The organism is Nonomuraea solani (assembly GCF_900108335.1).
Taxonomy (GTDB): Bacteria; Actinomycetota; Actinomycetes; order Streptosporangiales; family Streptosporangiaceae; genus Nonomuraea; species Nonomuraea solani.
Window position 1 is genome coordinate 192,188 of the sequence record NZ_FNVT01000005.1, and the last position, 15,328, is coordinate 207,515.

14 protein-coding genes and 1 tRNA gene are annotated in these 15,328 nt (G+C 69.9%); 6 read left to right on the forward strand and 9 right to left on the reverse strand.

Features of this window, described 5'->3' with window-relative positions:
- Positions 1 to 39: 39 nt before the first annotated feature.
- The gene (locus C4V41_RS20580) at positions 40 to 858 is read left to right on the forward strand and encodes a hypothetical protein (RefSeq protein WP_103957524.1); all 819 of its coding nucleotides are present in this window, start codon (positions 40 to 42) and stop codon (positions 856 to 858) included.
- Here C4V41_RS20580 and C4V41_RS20585 read toward each other — a convergent pair.
- The 3 genes from C4V41_RS20585 to C4V41_RS20595 all read right to left on the reverse strand — a co-directional run bounded on the left by C4V41_RS20585 (position 855) and on the right by C4V41_RS20595 (position 4,403).
- The gene (locus tag C4V41_RS20585) at positions 855 to 2,162 is read right to left on the reverse strand and encodes an ABC transporter substrate-binding protein (RefSeq protein WP_103957525.1); all 1,308 of its coding nucleotides are present in this window, start codon (positions 2,160 to 2,162) and stop codon (positions 855 to 857) included. The two genes, C4V41_RS20580 and C4V41_RS20585, sit on opposite strands and share 4 nt — an antisense overlap.
- A gap of 220 nt (positions 2,163 to 2,382) precedes the next feature.
- A complete protein-coding gene (locus C4V41_RS20590; protein ID WP_103957526.1) occupies positions 2,383 to 3,666 on the reverse strand; it encodes an ABC transporter substrate-binding protein in 1,284 nt (427 codons plus the stop codon).
- A gap of 152 nt (positions 3,667 to 3,818) precedes the next feature.
- On the reverse strand, positions 3,819 to 4,403 hold the full coding sequence (locus C4V41_RS20595; RefSeq protein WP_235030270.1) for an ANTAR domain-containing response regulator: 585 nt from the start codon (positions 4,401 to 4,403) through the stop codon (positions 3,819 to 3,821).
- A 109-nt stretch (positions 4,404 to 4,512) separates the two neighbouring features.
- Here C4V41_RS20595 and C4V41_RS20600 point away from each other — a divergent pair.
- A tRNA-Leu gene (locus C4V41_RS20600) sits at positions 4,513 to 4,595 on the forward strand.
- Positions 4,596 to 4,602: 7 nt separating this feature from the next.
- Here the strand turns inward: C4V41_RS20600 and C4V41_RS20605 are convergent.
- On the reverse strand, positions 4,603 to 5,451 hold the full coding sequence (locus C4V41_RS20605; protein ID WP_103957528.1) for an SDR family NAD(P)-dependent oxidoreductase: 849 nt from the start codon (positions 5,449 to 5,451) through the stop codon (positions 4,603 to 4,605).
- A 71-nt stretch (positions 5,452 to 5,522) separates the two neighbouring features.
- Between C4V41_RS20605 and C4V41_RS20610 the strand changes: the two genes are divergently transcribed.
- The 3 genes from C4V41_RS20610 (at position 5,523) to dapD (ending at position 8,067) form a co-directional block, all read left to right on the forward strand.
- Entirely contained in the window at positions 5,523 to 6,539 is a 1,017-nt protein-coding gene (locus C4V41_RS20610) for a LysR family transcriptional regulator (protein WP_103957529.1), read from the forward strand.
- Between the two features lie 108 nt (positions 6,540 to 6,647).
- Positions 6,648 to 7,070: a pyridoxamine 5'-phosphate oxidase family protein gene (locus C4V41_RS20615; RefSeq protein WP_103957925.1), complete on the forward strand. Its 423-nt coding sequence runs from the start codon at positions 6,648 to 6,650 to the stop codon at positions 7,068 to 7,070.
- 25 nt (positions 7,071 to 7,095) lie between these two features.
- Complete coding sequence (gene dapD / locus C4V41_RS20620) at positions 7,096 to 8,067, forward strand: 2,3,4,5-tetrahydropyridine-2,6-dicarboxylate N-succinyltransferase (RefSeq protein WP_103957530.1); 972 nt, start codon at positions 7,096 to 7,098, stop codon at positions 8,065 to 8,067.
- A 206-nt stretch (positions 8,068 to 8,273) separates the two neighbouring features.
- On the opposite strand, the gene pyk is transcribed toward dapD, so the two are convergent.
- The 4 genes from pyk to C4V41_RS20640 all read right to left on the reverse strand — a co-directional run bounded on the left by pyk (position 8,274) and on the right by C4V41_RS20640 (position 12,878).
- Positions 8,274 to 9,704, reverse strand: coding sequence for a pyruvate kinase (gene pyk / locus C4V41_RS20625; RefSeq protein ID WP_103957531.1), 1,431 nt, complete (start codon positions 9,702 to 9,704; stop codon positions 8,274 to 8,276).
- Between the two features lie 35 nt (positions 9,705 to 9,739).
- The gene (locus tag C4V41_RS20630; protein ID WP_103957532.1) at positions 9,740 to 10,090 is read right to left on the reverse strand and encodes a DUF2784 domain-containing protein; all 351 of its coding nucleotides are present in this window, start codon (positions 10,088 to 10,090) and stop codon (positions 9,740 to 9,742) included.
- Entirely contained in the window at positions 10,087 to 11,697 is a 1,611-nt protein-coding gene (locus C4V41_RS20635; protein ID WP_103957533.1) for a S8 family peptidase, read from the reverse strand. Before C4V41_RS20635 ends, C4V41_RS20630 begins: the two co-directional genes overlap by 4 nt.
- 116 nt (positions 11,698 to 11,813) lie before the next feature.
- The gene (locus tag C4V41_RS20640) at positions 11,814 to 12,878 is read right to left on the reverse strand and encodes an aldo/keto reductase (RefSeq protein ID WP_103957534.1); all 1,065 of its coding nucleotides are present in this window, start codon (positions 12,876 to 12,878) and stop codon (positions 11,814 to 11,816) included.
- A gap of 88 nt (positions 12,879 to 12,966) precedes the next feature.
- On the opposite strand from C4V41_RS20640, the gene C4V41_RS20645 reads away from it, so the two are divergent.
- Positions 12,967 to 13,794, forward strand: a complete 828-nt coding sequence (locus tag C4V41_RS20645) for a helix-turn-helix domain-containing protein (protein WP_103957535.1) — start codon at positions 12,967 to 12,969, stop codon at positions 13,792 to 13,794.
- Positions 13,795 to 13,838: 44 nt separating this feature from the next.
- Here C4V41_RS20645 and C4V41_RS20650 read toward each other — a convergent pair whose 3' ends face one another.
- Positions 13,839 to 15,317 (reverse strand): glutamate synthase subunit beta, encoded by a 1,479-nt coding sequence (locus C4V41_RS20650; RefSeq protein ID WP_103957536.1) that lies wholly within the window; start codon positions 15,315 to 15,317, stop codon positions 13,839 to 13,841.
- Between the last annotated feature and the right edge of the window lie 11 nt (positions 15,318 to 15,328).

A 15,328-nucleotide genomic window follows, 5' to 3' on the forward strand; every position in this document is an offset into this window, starting at 1 on the left:
ACTGTGCGACGAGTGAAGCGCATTACGCTCTCCCTCGTTATGGCGGTCCTTCTCGCCGGTTGCGATTCGGGCGCGACGGGCGCCTCTCCGTCCGCCGCTCCGCCGGCCGGGGTCTCGGTCTCACTGGCGCAATGGCGCTCCGACGAGCCGGCGCACGCGCTTCAGGTGGCCGTCCGCAATACCGGTGAGACGCCGGTCCGTTTTGCCGACGTCCAGCTCGTGACGCCGTCTTTCGCCACGCTGCCCGCGCGGCGCACCGACGCGGTCATCAAGAAGACCGAGCGTACGGACCTGCGCATCCCGTACGGCGCCGCCGTCTGCTCCCCGCGGGGGCTGCCCGAGGTGCGGCCCGCGACGGTCGTGGCCCATCTCAGCACCGGCTCCGAGCCGCCGCGCAGGGTGGTCTTCACGGTGCCGCACCCCGATCCGCTGCTGGCCAGGCTGCTGCGCGACGAATGCTCGGAGTTCCTGATCAAGCAGGCGGCGAGCATCGAGTTCGGCCCGGAGTGGAAGGAGTCGGGCAAGGTGATGCGGGGCGACCTCGTGGTCACCAGGCGCGGGCCCGGCGCGGTGACGCTCAACGACGTGGCCGGCACCACGCACTACATCGCCACGCCCAAGGAGCGGCCCCTGGGCGTGCTGGAGGCCGGGGCGCGGCGGCTGGAGGTGCCCATCGAGCTCACCCCCGGCCGCTGTGACCCGCACGCGTTCGCGGAGGCCAAGAAGGCCTTCCTGTTCCCCGTGCGGGCCAGCATCGACGGCGGCGAGGAGCGCGTCGTCATCGTGACGCCGCCAGAGCCGCTGCAGGAGCGTCTGACGGCGTACGCGATGCGGGTGTGCGGTCTGCCCGCCGGTTAGCCTTCGATCTTGCCGGTGCGGTACTCCAGGGCCTTGCCGGGGTACTTGTTGTCGTCGCCGTACTGGTAGACGCCGATCGTGGCCACGGCCGGGTCGCCCGCGGCGTCGAACTCGACCGGACCGCTGATGCCGTCGTAGTCGATGTCCTTACCGTCCTTGAGCAGGTCGGCGCACTCCTTGAAGGTCTTGCACTTCTCGCCGCCCTTGCTCACCTCGGGCAGCTTGGCCGCGATCGACTTGCCCGTGTCGTCCTTGGCCGCCTCGGCAGCCAAGGCGATGAGGTTCGCCGCGTCGTACGACTCCGCCGCGTAGGTGAAGTCGTCGAGCTTGGCGTCGACCGCCAGGAGCTTCTTCCTGAAGTCCTCGGGAGCCTCGGCGCCGGGAATGGTGCCCTTGACGCCCTTGAGGGTGCCCTTGGGCATCTTCAGGTAGTTGGTGTTCGACATGTTGCCGTCCACCATGTACCACTTCACCTTGTCGGCGCTCAGCCCCTGCTTGACCAGCTCCGCGACGACCTTGGCGCCCTCCTCGAAGCCGATCAGCACGACCGCCTTCGGGTTCTTGGCCTTGATCTTGGCGACGTCGGCGGAGAACTCGGCGGCCTTGGGGTCGTAGTCGACCCGCTCGACGACGCTGGCGCCGCCCTCCTCGGCCGTCTTGGTGATCTGGTCGGCCAGGCCGGAGCCGTACGAGTCCTGCATGGCCAGGATGCCGACGGTGTCGTTGCCGTCGGCGACGACCAGGTCGCCCAGCACGCGGCCCTGGAGCTTGTCCGGGGGCGCGGTGCGGAAGTAGAGCCCGCCGTCGCTGATCGTGGTGAACTTGTCGGAGGTGTTGGCGGGCGAGAACTGCACCACGCCGGCACCGGTGATCTTGTCGATGATCGACTCCGACACCGACGAGGAGGCGGCGCCGATGATGGCGTCGGCCTTCTGCGCCAGCAGCTTGTCCACCGACTGCGAGGCGATGTTCGTGGTCGTGTCACCCGAGTCCGTGTGGACCTTGGTGACCGGCTTGCCGAGGACGCCTCCGGCTTCGTTGATCTCCTTGACGGCCAGGTCCACACCGGCGAACTCGGGCGGCCCGAGGAACGCCAGCGAACCGGTCTGCGGCAGCACCGTGCCAAGGGTCAGCGTGCCGTCGCCCGTCGCCGCCGCCGGCGCCGAGGCGGCGGCCGTGGACGGTGCCGCGGAGCCGGACTGCTGGGCCGTGGTGTCGCCACCGCCGCCGCCGCAGGCCGTCAGGGCCAGGCTCGCCGCGGCCGCGACGGCCAGCATGCGCCCCGCTGGAGCAATGCGGATCATAGAAGAGACTCCCCCTTGTCTCAGCGAAGGACCTTCGCTGCGTTTTCCGAGCTCAGCATGCCTCTTCCCGGAAGGCATGGGGAGTTCTTACGCGGCTTTTATGCGGATTCGTAATGTCCCAAACACCCATAGTAATGGTCTGTTTCAGGAGAGTTACGGACACCCCCGCGCATGATGCGGCCCTGATCCGAAATTTCTGGATCAGGGCCGGAATGTGGGATCAGCCCGCGATGCTCCCCTTGCGATATTCGATCGCCTTGGCGGCGTTGAACATGTTGTTCGCCCCGTACTGGTAGACGCCGATGGTCGCCACCGACGGGTCGCCCACGTCGTTGAAGTCGACAGGGCCGCTGACGCCCTCGTAATCGATGTCCTTACTGGCCTTGAGCAGGTCGGCGCACTCCTTGAAGCCAGTGCACTTCTCGCCGCCCTTGCTCACCTCGACCAGCTTCGCCGCGACGGCCGCGCCCGCGTCGTCCTTGGCCGCCTCGGCCGCGAGGGCGACGAGCGTCACGGCGTCGTACGACTCCGCCGCGTACGTGTACTCGGTCAGCTTCTCGTTGACCGCCAGCAGCCGCTTCTGGAACTCTCCGGGCGCCGCGGCCCCCGGCACCGTGCCCTTGACTCCTTTCAGCGTGCCCTTGGGCGCCCTGACGAAGTTGGTGTTCGACATGTTGCCGTCCACCATGTACCACTTGTGCTTGTCGACCGTCAGACCCTGCTTGACCAGCTCCTGGACGACCTTCGCGGTCTCCTGGAAGCCGATCAGCACGATCCCCTTCGGGTCCTTCGCCTTGATCTTGGCGACGTCGGCGGAGAAGTCGGCCGCCTTGGGGTCGTAGTCCACCCGCTCCACCACGGTCGCGCCGGCCGCCGTGGCGGTTTCGGTCACCTGATCGGCCAGTCCGGAACCATATGAGTCCTGCATGGCCAGGATCCCGATCGTGTCGTTGCCGTCCGACACGACCAGGTCCCCCAGGACCCGCCCCTGAAGCTTGTCCGGCGGCGCCGTACGGAAGTACAGCCCCTTGTCGTTGATCGAGGTGAACTTGTCCGAGGTGTTGGCCGGCGAGAACTCCACGACCCCCGCCCCGACGATCTTGTCGATGACCGACTCCGACACCGACGAGGACGCCGCGCCCACGATCGCGTCCACCTTCTGCGCCAGCAGCCTGTCCACCGACTGCGAGGCGATGTTCGTGGTCGTGTCACCCGAGTCCGTGTCGGACTTCGTGACCGGCTTGCCCAGCACGCCGCCGGCCTCGTTGATCTCCTTGAGCGCCAGATCGACGCCTGTGAACATGGGCGGCCCCAAGTACGCCAGCGAGCCCGTCTGCGGCAGCAGCGTGCCGATGGCGAGCGTGCCGTCCCCCTTCGCGGAAGAGGGCGACACGGAAGCCGGGCCCGTGGCGTCAGGAGCGGCGGTCGTGCCGCCGCCCGCACACGCCGCCAGCGCCAGGCAGGCCACGATCGCGACGAGCGGCGCGTGGGAATTGCGGATCATCGAAAGCGTCTCCGTTCCAGATGAGCGGACCTTCCGTCCGCCCATCAGTTACGCGCCGGGACGCCGCCCGCAACAGCACCCGAAGCCGGTTGGATGCGCAGTCGTGACCGCACCACAACCCACCGGGCTGAATCACCTGGTAAAGGGATTTTTCAGGATCGCTCCGCAGCGTCGTCGATAACGATCTGGGCAACCTCGCGCATGCTCAGCCGCCGGTCCATCGACGCCTTCTGGATCCATCTGAACGCCTGCGGCTCACTCCAGCCGTGCTGCGCCATCAGCTGTCCCTTGGCCCGCTCGACCAGCTTCCTGGTCTCCAGCCGCTCCGACAGGCTCGACACCTCGGCCGCCAGCGCGACCATCTCCTCGTGCCTGCTGACCGCCATCTCGATCGCCGGCACCAGATCCGCCTTCGTGAACGGCTTGACCAGGTAGGCCATCGCCCCGGCGTCCCTGGCCCGCTCGACCAGATCACGCTGGGAGAAGGCGGTCAGAATGAGGCAGGGGGCGATCCGCTCGGACACGATGCGCTCGGCCGCCGAGATGCCGTCGAGGACGGGCATCTTCACGTCCAGGATGACGAGGTCGGGCCTCAGCTCGGCGGCCAGCTGGATCGCCTGCTCGCCGTCACCGGCCTCGCCCACGACGACGTAGCCGTCCTCCTGGAGCATCTCCTTGAGGTCGAGGCGGATCAGGGCCTCGTCTTCCGCGATCACTACTCGCCGCTGCGTACTCACGAGCAGAAGAGTACAGACGTCCGGTAGATTAGATCCACGCTGGCACCCTTCAGCTGATCAACTTCAGCGGTAGGATGCGGCCCGTAGCCGGACATATCCGACTACATCAGCCGGAATGATGGAATGGCAGACATGGACGCCTCAAAAGCGTCTGCTCGAAAGGGCGTGCGGGTTCGAATCCCGCTTCCGGCACCTTCCCTCACCAGGGCACTGTGCCCAGCTCGTCGAAGAAGCCGCCCGTCGGGCCGCCGGCGTCCAGCGTGGCCAGTTCGATGATGATGGCGGCGCCCTGCGCGGCCGTGCGGGTGATGGCGAACGGCAGGTCCTTGGTGAAGTCCGTGGCGCAGGCGCCCGGGGTCGCGGCGTTGACCAGGATGCCGTCTTTGCGCAGCTCCTTGGCGTACTGCACGGTGAGGGCGTTGAGCGCGGCCTTCGACGGCGGATAGACCGCCGATGGGGGCAGGGCCGACATGTAGTGGCCGGGGTCGCTGTGGTGGGCCATGGAGCCTACGCCGCTGGAGACGTTCACGATCCGGGCCATGGGTGAGCGTCTGAGCAGGGGGAGGACGGCGTTGGTGAGCATGAGGACGCCGAACACGTTCGTCTCGAAGACCTCCCTGACCGTCGCCGCACTCGTCGCGCTCGGCGGCTCACCGGTCGGGCCGGAGACGCCCGCGTTGTTGACGAGCACGTCCAGGCGGGTGAGCGGGGCGATGGCGGCCTCGATCGAGGCGGGGTCGGTGACATCGAGAACGATCGGCCGAACGTCGACTCCCGTGACACCCAGCCGATCGGCGTTCGTGACACGCGGCCAGTCGGCTTCCGTGGCACGCGACCGATCGGCAGCCTCGGCGCGCAGCCGATCCTCTTCCGTGGCACGCGGCCGGGCGACGGCCTCGGTGCGGAGGCGGGTGGCGGCCTGCTCGCCGCGGTTCCGGTCGCGGCAGGCCAGGAGCACCGTCATGCCTCTCGCCGCGAGTCCGGCCGCCACCTCGTAGCCGATGCCCTTGTTCGCCCCCGTCACCAGGGCGGTGGTCTTTTCGGTCATGCCACAAAGCACATCACCGGGGCCGTCCGGCGGGCCAACACCGAATGAGTGGCCGGCCATACCCTGAAGGTATGGAGACGCGCGAGCTCACCTATTTCGCCACAGTCGCGGAGGAACTGCACTTCGGGCGGGCGGCCGCGCGGCTGGGGATGGCGCAGCCACCGCTCTCCAGGGCCATCCAGCGGTTGGAGCGGCGACTCGGGGTGCGGCTGTTCGAGCGGTCCAGCCGTGGGGTGTCGCTGACCCCGGCGGGCGAGGTGCTGGTGAGGGAGGCGGCCCACGTCCTGGACGCGGTGACGGCCGCGACGGCGCGCACACGGCGGGCCGGGCGGGTGGATCCCGTGCTGGTGGTGGCGCTGAAGCCGGGCGGCGACGCCGGGCTGCTGCCCGCCATTCTCGCCGCCTACCAGGCGCATCCCGACGCCGTGGAGGTGGAGCCGGCGCTGTGCGGGGTGGCGGAGCGGGCGCGGCTGGTGCGGGAGGGGACGGCGAACGTGGCGTTCCTGCACACGCCGTACGAGGACCTGACGGGATTCGACAGTGAGCCGCTGCGGGTGGAGGGGAACGTGGCCGTCATGCCCGCGGGGCACCGGCTGGCACGGCGGCCCTTCGTCCACCTGGCCGACCTCGACGCCGACCCGACGCCGTGCTGGCCCCGGCAGCATCCGGAGATCACGGATCCTTCGTCGCTGATGCAGCTCGTGGCGCTGGGCCGGTTGATCGCCGTGGCGCCGGAGTCGGTCAGTGACCAGGTGCGGCGAGATCTGACCTGCGTGCCCGTCCTCGACGCGCCACCGACGACGATGGTGCTGGCCTGGTCGGAGCAGGCACGGTCACGAGCACTGGCCGCGTTCGTCAGCACAGCGGTCACGGTCGCCGCCCAAGCGACCACCGACACGACGGACCCGATCACCGCGCATGCAGCCGTCGGCACGGCGATCACGGCCGCTGCCCAGGCCGCCGTCAGCACGGCTGGCACGGTCATCACACGGGCCACAGGCGGCACGACGAACGCGAGGGCCGCCCAGACCGCCGCTGGCACCACGGACACCGGTGTTGCACGGGCCGCTGTTCGTGGGACGGGCTGACGGCTGGGGTTCGTGTCGTCGAAGGGTTCCCTGTGGTGGTGGGACTTTTCGGGATCGCTCCCACCGGGAATGACCGTTTCAAGATCGATGAATACGGGGGTGGGCGGCATGCCGTTGAGCGTTGCGGCGCGGGAGGCGTTCCTGGCGGAGCCGCACATCGCGAGCCTGGCCGTGGAGGCGGGTGCGGGCCGGGCACCCATGACCGTGCCCGTCTGGTACGACTACAGCCCCGGCGGCGAGATCAGGTTCCTGACCGACGGCGATTCGCTGAAGGCCAAGCTGATCGCGAAGGCGGGCCGGTTCGCGGTCCTGGTGCAGCGGGCGAGCCCGACCTACCGGTACGTCTCGGTCGAGGGGCCGGTCATCCGGTCAGGACCGACGACACTGGAGGACCTGACCCGCATCTCCGGCCGCTACCTGCCGCCCGACGCCGTGGACGGTTACGTGGCCGGCTCGGACCTCAACGTGCTCGTGACCTTCAGGATGCGGCCCGAACGCTGGCTCTCGGCCGACCTGGGCTCTCTGGGCTGACCCCCGGACCGGTATTTTTGGGCTCGTGACTGCTATCGATCCCACTTCGACCGGCGCCTTCGGCGTCGGCCTCGCCACCATCGCCGCCGACGGCACCGTACTCGACACCTGGTTCCCCGCCCCGCGACTGGGCGACGCGCCCCACTCGGGCACCCAGCGGCTCACCGCCGGTGAGACCGGCGAGGCGGCCGAGCTCTTCGCGCTGGCGGGCGACGACGCGGCCCGGGGTGTGGAGGTCGTGGCGGTGCGCACCGGCATCGCCAAGCTCTCCGAGGCACCCGTGGACGCCCACGACGCCTACCTGCGCCTGCACCTGCTCTCCGCCCGCCTGGTCCAGCCGCACGGGGTCAACCTCGACGGGATCTTCGGCCTGCTGGCCAACGTCGTGTGGACCAACTTCGGCCCGTGCCCGGTGCCCGGCTTCGAGCTGACGCGGCTGCGGCTGCGGGCCCGGGGGGCGGTGGCGGTGTACGGGGTGGACAAGTTCCCGCGCATGGTCGACTACGTGCTGCCCTCGGGTGTCCGGATCGCCGACGCCGACCGGGTCCGGCTGGGCGCCCACCTGGCCAGTGGCACCACCGTCATGCACGAGGGCTTCGTGAACTTCAACGCCGGCACGCTGGGCACCTCGATGGTCGAGGGCCGGATCTCGGCCGGCGTGGTCGTGGGCGACGGCTCCGACGTGGGCGGCGGCGCCTCGATCATGGGCACCCTGTCGGGCGGCGGCAAGCAGGTCATCTCGGTCGGCGAGCGCTGCCTGCTGGGCGCCAACTCGGGCCTGGGCATCTCGCTGGGCGACGACTGCGTGGTGGAGGCGGGCCTGTACGTGACGGCGGGCACGAAGGTGGCCCTGCCCGACGGCACGGTGGTGAAGGCGGCCGAGCTGTCGGGCTCGAACGGCATCCTGCTGCGCCGCAACTCGCAGTCGGGCGCGGTGGAGGCCGTCTCCCGCAAGGGCGACCGCATCGAACTCAACGCCGCCCTGCACGCCAACTGACGCGGGACCCCAAGAAAAACCACGAAGAGGGCCCACAGGACGCGCCGTTACGGCGCCCGGCCGCTGAAGGGTCAGCGGCCGTTTCCTGGAGGGCCCTCAGGGGGCTGCGGCGGGTGGCCGGCCACGACACCGCGTAAAAGATGGACCTGCCGCCAGGGTCAGCGGCCGTTCCAAGGGTTACGGCGGGCAGCGGGCCGCGTAGAGGATCACTGCGCGTGTGAGACCGCGGAGCCGATCGTGTGGACGCGGAGGGCGTTGGTGGAGCCCGGGGTGCCGGGAGGGGAGCCCGCCACGATGACGACCTTGTCGCCCTTCTCCAGCCGCCCCAGCGACAGCAGCGACGCCTCCACCTGCCGCACCATGTCATCCGTGTGGTGCACGAACGGCACGTGGAACGTCTCCACCCCCCACGTCAGCGACAACTGCCCCCGCACGTGCGGCGCCGAGGTGAAGGCCAGCAGCGGGATCGGCGACCGGTAGCGGGCCAGCCGCCGCGCCGTCTCCCCCGACATCGTGAACGCCACCAGCGCCTTGGCCCCCACGATCGCGCCCACCTCGGCCGCGGCCCGCGCGATGGCGCCGCCGGTGGTCTCCGGCATGCGCTCCAGCGTGTGCGTGGCCTGCAGCCAGGACTTCTCCGCGGCGCAGGCGATGCGGTCCATCGTGGAGACGGACTCGATCGGGTAGTTGCCGACCGAGGTCTCGCCCGACAGCATGACCGCGTCGGCGCCGTCCATGACCGCGTAGGCCACGTCGGAGGCTTCGGCGCGGGTGGGGCGGGGCGCGCTCATCATCGAGTCGAGCATCTGGGTGGCGACGATGACCGGGCGGGCCTTCTCGCGGCACAGCTCGATGATGCGCCGCTGCACGATCGGCACGTCTTCCAGCGGCAGCTCGACGCCGAGGTCGCCGCGGGCGACCATGATGCCGTCGAACGCCTCGACGATCTCGGGCAGCCGGTCGACGGCCTGCGGCTTCTCGATCTTGGCGAGCAGCGGGAGGCGGACGGCCTCCTGCTCCATGATGTTGCGCACCACGTCGGCGTCGGACGGGCGGCGGACGAACGACAGGGCGATCATGTCGAAGCCGGTGCGCAGCGCCCAGCGCAGGTCGGCCTCGTCCTTGTCGGTGAGGGCGGGGGCGCTGACGTTGACGCCGGGCAGGTTGAGGCCCTTGTTGTCGGAGATCATGCCGCCGATGACGACGCGGGTGATGATGCGCCCGCCGTCGACGCGGGTGACCTCGAGCACGAGGCGGCCGTCGTCGACGAGGATCGTGTCACCGGGGCGCACGTCGTTGGGCAGCCCCTTGTAGGTGGTGGAGACCTGCTCACGGTCTCCCGGAACATCCTCGACGGTGATGGTGAAGACGTCACCGAAGCCCAGCCGGACGGGGCCCTCTTCGAAGGTGCCGACCCGGATCTTGGGACCCTGCAGGTCGGCGAGCACGCCTACACCGCGGCCGAGGTCGGCCGCCACCTCCTTGACGCGGTCGTAAACCTCTCTGTGCATGTCATGGTTGCCATGGCTGAGGTTGAACCGGGCCACGTCCATGCCGGCCGCGATGAGATCACGCAGGCGTTCCTTGGACGATGTGGCGGGGCCTAGGGTGCAGACGATTTTCGCGCGACGAGTCACGAGTCCTACCTTAATTGGTACAGACCACTTGGCAGTCACTGACGACGGAGAACGTACCCGACGTAGGAGAACAGAACGAGAACGGCGACTCCCAGCCGCGCCAAGTTCGTGTACTCCTCCGGGTAGATCACGCCCTCGATGTAGTGGTCGATGAAGCCGCTGGCGGGCAGTCCCGCCTGGCCTGCGTGCCGGCGTGCCCAGTCTTCGGCCAGCGTCAGCGGGCATTCGACACCGGTCACGATCGACAGCACACCCCAGGCGACGACCAAGAGATGCGCCCATAGCGTACGCCGCCAGCGCCACGCCACGAACCCGCCCACCGCCATGTAGACGAGAAAGGCGAAGTGCACCACCATCGCGGCATCCGCGATGAGGCGATACATCATGGTTCGACGGTAGCCGCCTTCCAGGCGTCCACGACCCCGTGGCCGTAGAAACCGTTACGAGATCGCTCTCCTTCGCAGACGTGCGTCGTGTTCTGGCCGAAGACCTTGTACACGTACTGGCGTGGCGACGGGCACGCCTTCTGGGTGGTGGTCTTGTAGAGCAGGTCCTCGGTGGTGGCGGGCGCGAGGTCGAGCCCGCCCCTGCCCGGCTTGCCGAAGCGGCTGATGAGGATCGCGGCGACGCCGGTGGCGTGCGGCGAGGCCATGGAGGTGCCTTCGAGATACTGGTAGTAGGAGCAGGTGCCGCTCGTGCAGTCCTTGACGACGTCGGCGCCCTTGGGCTGCCCGGAGGCGTCGATCCGGCCTGCGGCGCGCAGCACGTGCTCGGGCGCGGCGGCCAGGATCGACCGGGTGGCCTTGGTGCCCTCGCCGTCGAGCACGTCGCCGCCGGGCGCCGACAGGTCGGTCTGCTCCAGCCCGTAGTCGCTGTAGACGGCCTTGCGGCCGGAGGGGCCGAGCGAGGAGACGGAGATGACCCCGTTCGACTCGGCGGGCACGTTGAGGCAGGTGTTGTCGACCTGGCGCACCTTCTCGTCGCCGCGTGGGTAGCCCGGGCTCAGCTTGTCGACCTGCGGGCGGCCGAGGTCGGTGGAGCCGTTGCCGAGGGCCGAGATGAGCGTGACGTCCTTCTGGCGGGCGTAGTCGAGCGCGCGCTGCATGCCGGTGATGACGGCCTGCTGCTCCAGTTGCTGCTTCTTGGTGTCGGAGGAGTTCTTCGGGCAGTTGAACAGCCAGGGGTCGACGAAGTAGCTCATGTTCACGACGTCCACGCCGATGTCGGCGGCGTAGGTGAGCGCGTCGAGGCTGGGCTTGAGGAAGAAGAAGCCGGAGTCCTGCCCGGCCCTGAGGTTCAGGATCTGTACGCCGGGCGCGACCCCCGCGATGCCGACCCCGTTCACCGGGGAGCCGATCGTGCTGGCCACGTGCGTGCCGTGGCCGTCGTCGTCCACGTCCACGGGGTCCTTGCAGTCCTTGGCCTCGCAGGGGCCGTCGAGCGTCTCGCCGTACTCGTCCTTGGGCCTGTCGGTGACGAAGTTGCGGCTGAGCTCCCTGTTGAAGTTGGAGGCCAGGTCGGGGTGCCTGCCGTCCACGCCGGTGTCGATGACGCCGACGAGCACCTGCTTGGTGCCGGGGGCCTTGGCGTGGGCGCGGTCGGCGCCGATCATCCGCATGTCCCACTGGTGGCCGGTCAGCGGGTCTCCCGTGCGCTTGGTGAACGACTGCGCGTCGGGGAAGGCGGTCGCACGGCGGGCGGTGGCGTACCCGATGCGCCGGTCCTGGGTGACGCCCACGACGGCCCGGTCCGCGCCGACCCGCTCCTCGAACCCGTCGCGCACGCCCATGGCCGTCAGGTAGCCCAGCCTGGTGTCGCCGGAGACCGTCGTGCCGCCGGCCCGCCGGACGGCCGTCTCGGCTTGGGCCCGCGCTCCCCCGGCGTAGAAGACGAGGTATTCGGCCTGCGGGGCGGCGCTTTCACGGGTGGGCGAGCAGGCGGCGAGCGACGCCACGACGGTCAGCGCCATCAAGCCCGACCCGACCCGCCGCATTTCTCCCCCATCCACCGAAGTGCCGCAGAACCTGCATCTTCCCGACAGTAATCCGGTGATGCAACTTAGTGGTGAAATTTCGGTCGATGAGTGGCGAAGCGGACGCCCAAGAAAGGTCAGCCCCGCGTGAGGTCGATCTCCACGCCGCCCAGCATCACGTGACGCGGCATCGGCCGGGCCAGGAACTCGTGCGGGAAGCCCAGGCCCACCTGGCTGACCTCGTTCAGCGCGGCGAGCTGCGCGTCCGTGAAGCGTACGTCCAGCGCCCCCAGGTTGTCCTCCAACTGCCCGAGCGTGCGCGCCCCGACGATGGGCGCCGTGACCCCGGGGTTGAGCAGCGTCCATGCCAGCGCGACCTGCGACGGCGGGCGGTCCATCTCGGCGGCGACCCGCTTGACCACGTCGGCGATGTCCAGCGCCCGTACGGTGAGCGAGCCGTTGGCCGCCGCGACGTTCTTGCGCGAGCCCGCGGGACTCGCCGAGACCTCCCCTTCGAGGTCGGCACGGCTGTACTTGCCGGTCAGCACGCCGCTGGCGAGGGGCGACCAGGGGATGACCCCGAGGCCCAGCTCCCGTGCCATCGGGATGAGATCGCGCTCCACGGTCCGCTCGACCAGGCTGTACTCGATCTGCAGGGCGATGAGCGGCGTCCATCCGCGCAGGTCGGCGATGGCCTGCATGCGGGCGACCTGCCAGGCGGGCGTGTCGGAGATGCCGACGTACAGCACCTTGCCCATCCTGACCAGGTCGTCCATCGCGCGCAGGATCTCCTCCACGGGGGTGGTGAAGTCCCAGGCGTGCAGGTAGAGCAGGTCGAGGTGGTCGGTGTTCAGGCGGCGCAGGCTGGCCTCGACCGACTGGACCATGCTCTTGCGGTGGTTGCCGCCGGAGTTCGGGTCGCCCTGGCGCCTGGCCATCGTGTACTTGGTGGCCAGCACGAGCCGCTCCCGCCGGCCGGTCGCGAACTCGCCGACCATCGTCTCGGCGGTGCCCTCGGTGTACTGGCTGGCGGTGTCGATGAAGTTGCCGCCGCGGTCGACGTACGTGTCGAAGATCCGGCGAGACTCGTCCTTGTCCGAGCCCCAGCCCCAGTCGGTCCCGAACGTCATCGTGCCCAGGGACAGCGGCGAGACCCGCAGCCCCGAACGGCCCAGCAGGCGGTAGGTGTCAAGAGTCGTCATGACCTCAAGGTTGCTCCGCCCGGGTGACGGGGGTAAGGGAAGGCTCTTCCTGGGATCGGCCGTCCCAGGCAGGCCTAGAATCGAGGGGATGAGCGCCGCCGACCGGACCCGTGAGCTCGCCGTCTTCCTGCGCACCCGCCGCGAGCGGCTCGATCCCGGCTCCGTCGAGCTGCCCGCCCGCCGCGCCCACCGCCGCACTCCCGGCCTGCGCCGCGAGGAGGTCGCCGAGCTGGCCGGCGTCAGCGTCGACTACGTGATCCGCCTGGAGCAGGGGCGCGGGCTGCGGCCTTCGCCCGAGGTGCTGGAGGCGCTGGCCGGCGCGCTGCGGCTGAGCGAGGACGAGCGGGCCTACCTGTTCGACCTGGCCCAGCAGCGCCCGACCCGGCAGGCGGCCGCCGACGACGAGGCCGGGCCGCTGTCCAGGCTCGTGCTGGACCTGTCGCCGCTGCCCGCCATGCTGGTCAACCACCGCTTCGACATCCTGGCCTGGAACCCGGAGATGGCGGGCCTGATGCTCGACTTCGGCACGCTGCCGCCGGAGCAGCGCAACAGCCTGTGGTTGTGCATGCTGCACCCGGGGCTGCGCGGCTTCTTCCTCGACCGCGAGCGCGCGCTGCGCGAGGGCATCGCCGACCTGCGGGCCTCGTGGGCGGCCCATCCGGACGACAAGGCGCTGGCGCAGCTGGTCGACGAGCTGACGTCGGGCAGCGAGGAGTGCGCCCGGCTGTGGGCGCTGCGCGACGTCAGGGTCAACGCCAGGGGCCGCAAGCGGCTCAGGCACGCCACGGAGGGGCCGCTGACCGTCGAATACGAGGTCCTGGCCCCGCTCCAGGCGCCGGGCCAGCGCCTGATCGTCTACCGCGCCGCCGACCCGGCCTCCCAGCGCGCCCTCGACGCCATCGCCCGCGACTGCTGAAATCCGGAAGAGCCCGGCCTGTGACGGCCGGGCTCTTGCGTGTGTCAGACCAGCGGTCGCGCGGTCGGCAGGATCGGGTACGGCAGCGCCGTGTCCCCGGTCAGGAACCGGTCCACGCCCGAGGCGGCGGCCCGCCCCTCGGCGATGGCCCACACGATGAGCGACTGACCGCGTCCCATGTCACCGGCGACGAAGACGCCGTCCACCTTGGACATGTACGTCTTGTCGCGCGCCACGTTGCCCCTGGCGTCGTAGAAGCCGTCGCCGGCCTCCGAGGCCAGGTCCTGCAGCAGCGCCCCCTTCTCCGGGCCGGTGAAGCCCATCGACAGGGTGACCAGCTCGGCCGGGATCTCCCGCTCGGTGCCCGGGATCGGCTTGAACCCGGCCTGCGGCCCCTCGACCTCGACCAGCCGCAGCGCGCGCACGTTGCCGTCAGCGTCGGCGGCGAACTCGGTGGTGGAGACCGCGTAGACGCGCTCTCCCCCGCCGTCGGCCAGCTCCTCGTGGGCGCTCTCCATCTTGAACAGCATGGGGAACGTCGGCCACGGCTGGCTGCCGGGCCTGCTGCCGGGCGGCTTCGGCATGATCTCGAGCTGGGTGACGGACTTGGCGCCCTGCCTGATCGCCGTACCGATGCAGTCGGCGCCGGTGTCGCCGCCGCCGATCACCACCACGTGCTTGCCCTCGGCCGAGATCGGCGGCTGGTCGTAGTCGCCCTCCTGGACCTTGTTGGACAGCGGCAGGTATTCCATGGCCTGGTAGACGCCCTTGAGCTCCCGCCCGGTCACCGGCAGGTCGCGCCACTGGGTGGCGCCGCCGGACAGCACCACGGCGTCGAACTCCGCGCGGAGCTCGGCGGCCGTGATGTCGACGCCGACGTTGACGCCGGTGCGGAACTCGGTGCCCTCGGCCCGCATCTGCTCCAGGCGCCGCTCGATGTGGCGCTTCTCCATCTTGAACTCGGGGATGCCGTAGCGCAGCAGCCCGCCGATGCGGTCGGCGCGCTCGAACACCACCACGTCGTGCCCGGCCCTGGTGAGCTGCTGGGCGGCGGCGAGCCCGGCGGGGCCCGAGCCGACGACCGCGACCTTCTTACCGGTCTTGACCTCCGGGGGCCGCGGGGTCACCCAGCCCTCGGCGAACGCGCGGTCGATGATCTCGACCTCGACCCGCTTGATCGCCACCGGGTCGGAGTTGATGCCGAGCACGCACGCCGCCTCGCACGGAGCCGGGCAGAGCCTGCCGGTGAACTCCGGGAAGTTGTTCGTCGCGTGCAGCCGCTCGATCGCCTCGCGCCAGTCGGTGCGGAAGACGAGGTCGTTCCACTCCGGGATGAGGTTGCCCAGCGGGCAGCCGTTGTGGCAGAACGGGATGCCGCAGTCCATGCAGCGGGCCGCCTGCTTGGTCAGCTTCTCCTGGGAGAAGTCCTGGTAGACCTCGCGCCAGTCGCTGATGCGGACGTCCACGGGGCGGCGCGCCGGCAGCTCCCGGTCGTGCGTGAGAAAACCCTTCGGGTCAGCCATTCGGTACGCCT

What these genes read in the sequence shown, in the direction of transcription:
- C4V41_RS20580 (WP_103957524.1), top strand. Translation starts at nt 40, where the DNA reads ATGGCGGTCCTTCTCGCCGGTTGCGATTCGGGCGCGACGGGCGCCTCT.
- C4V41_RS20585 (WP_103957525.1), bottom strand. Translation starts at nt 2,162, where the DNA reads ATGATCCGCATTGCTCCAGCGGGGCGCATGCTGGCCGTCGCGGCCGCG.
- C4V41_RS20590 (WP_103957526.1), bottom strand. Translation starts at nt 3,666, where the DNA reads ATGATCCGCAATTCCCACGCGCCGCTCGTCGCGATCGTGGCCTGCCTG.
- C4V41_RS20605 (WP_103957528.1), bottom strand. Translation starts at nt 5,451, where the DNA reads ATGACCGAAAAGACCACCGCCCTGGTGACGGGGGCGAACAAGGGCATC.
- C4V41_RS20610 (WP_103957529.1), top strand. Translation starts at nt 5,523, where the DNA reads ATGGAGACGCGCGAGCTCACCTATTTCGCCACAGTCGCGGAGGAACTG.
- C4V41_RS20615 (WP_103957925.1), top strand. Translation starts at nt 6,648, where the DNA reads ATGCCGTTGAGCGTTGCGGCGCGGGAGGCGTTCCTGGCGGAGCCGCAC.
- C4V41_RS20630 (WP_103957532.1), bottom strand. Translation starts at nt 10,090, where the DNA reads ATGATGTATCGCCTCATCGCGGATGCCGCGATGGTGGTGCACTTCGCC.
- C4V41_RS20635 (WP_103957533.1), bottom strand. Translation starts at nt 11,697, where the DNA reads ATGCGGCGGGTCGGGTCGGGCTTGATGGCGCTGACCGTCGTGGCGTCG.
- C4V41_RS20640 (WP_103957534.1), bottom strand. Translation starts at nt 12,878, where the DNA reads ATGACGACTCTTGACACCTACCGCCTGCTGGGCCGTTCGGGGCTGCGG.
- C4V41_RS20645 (WP_103957535.1), top strand. Translation starts at nt 12,967, where the DNA reads ATGAGCGCCGCCGACCGGACCCGTGAGCTCGCCGTCTTCCTGCGCACC.
- C4V41_RS20650 (WP_103957536.1), bottom strand. Translation starts at nt 15,317, where the DNA reads ATGGCTGACCCGAAGGGTTTTCTCACGCACGACCGGGAGCTGCCGGCG.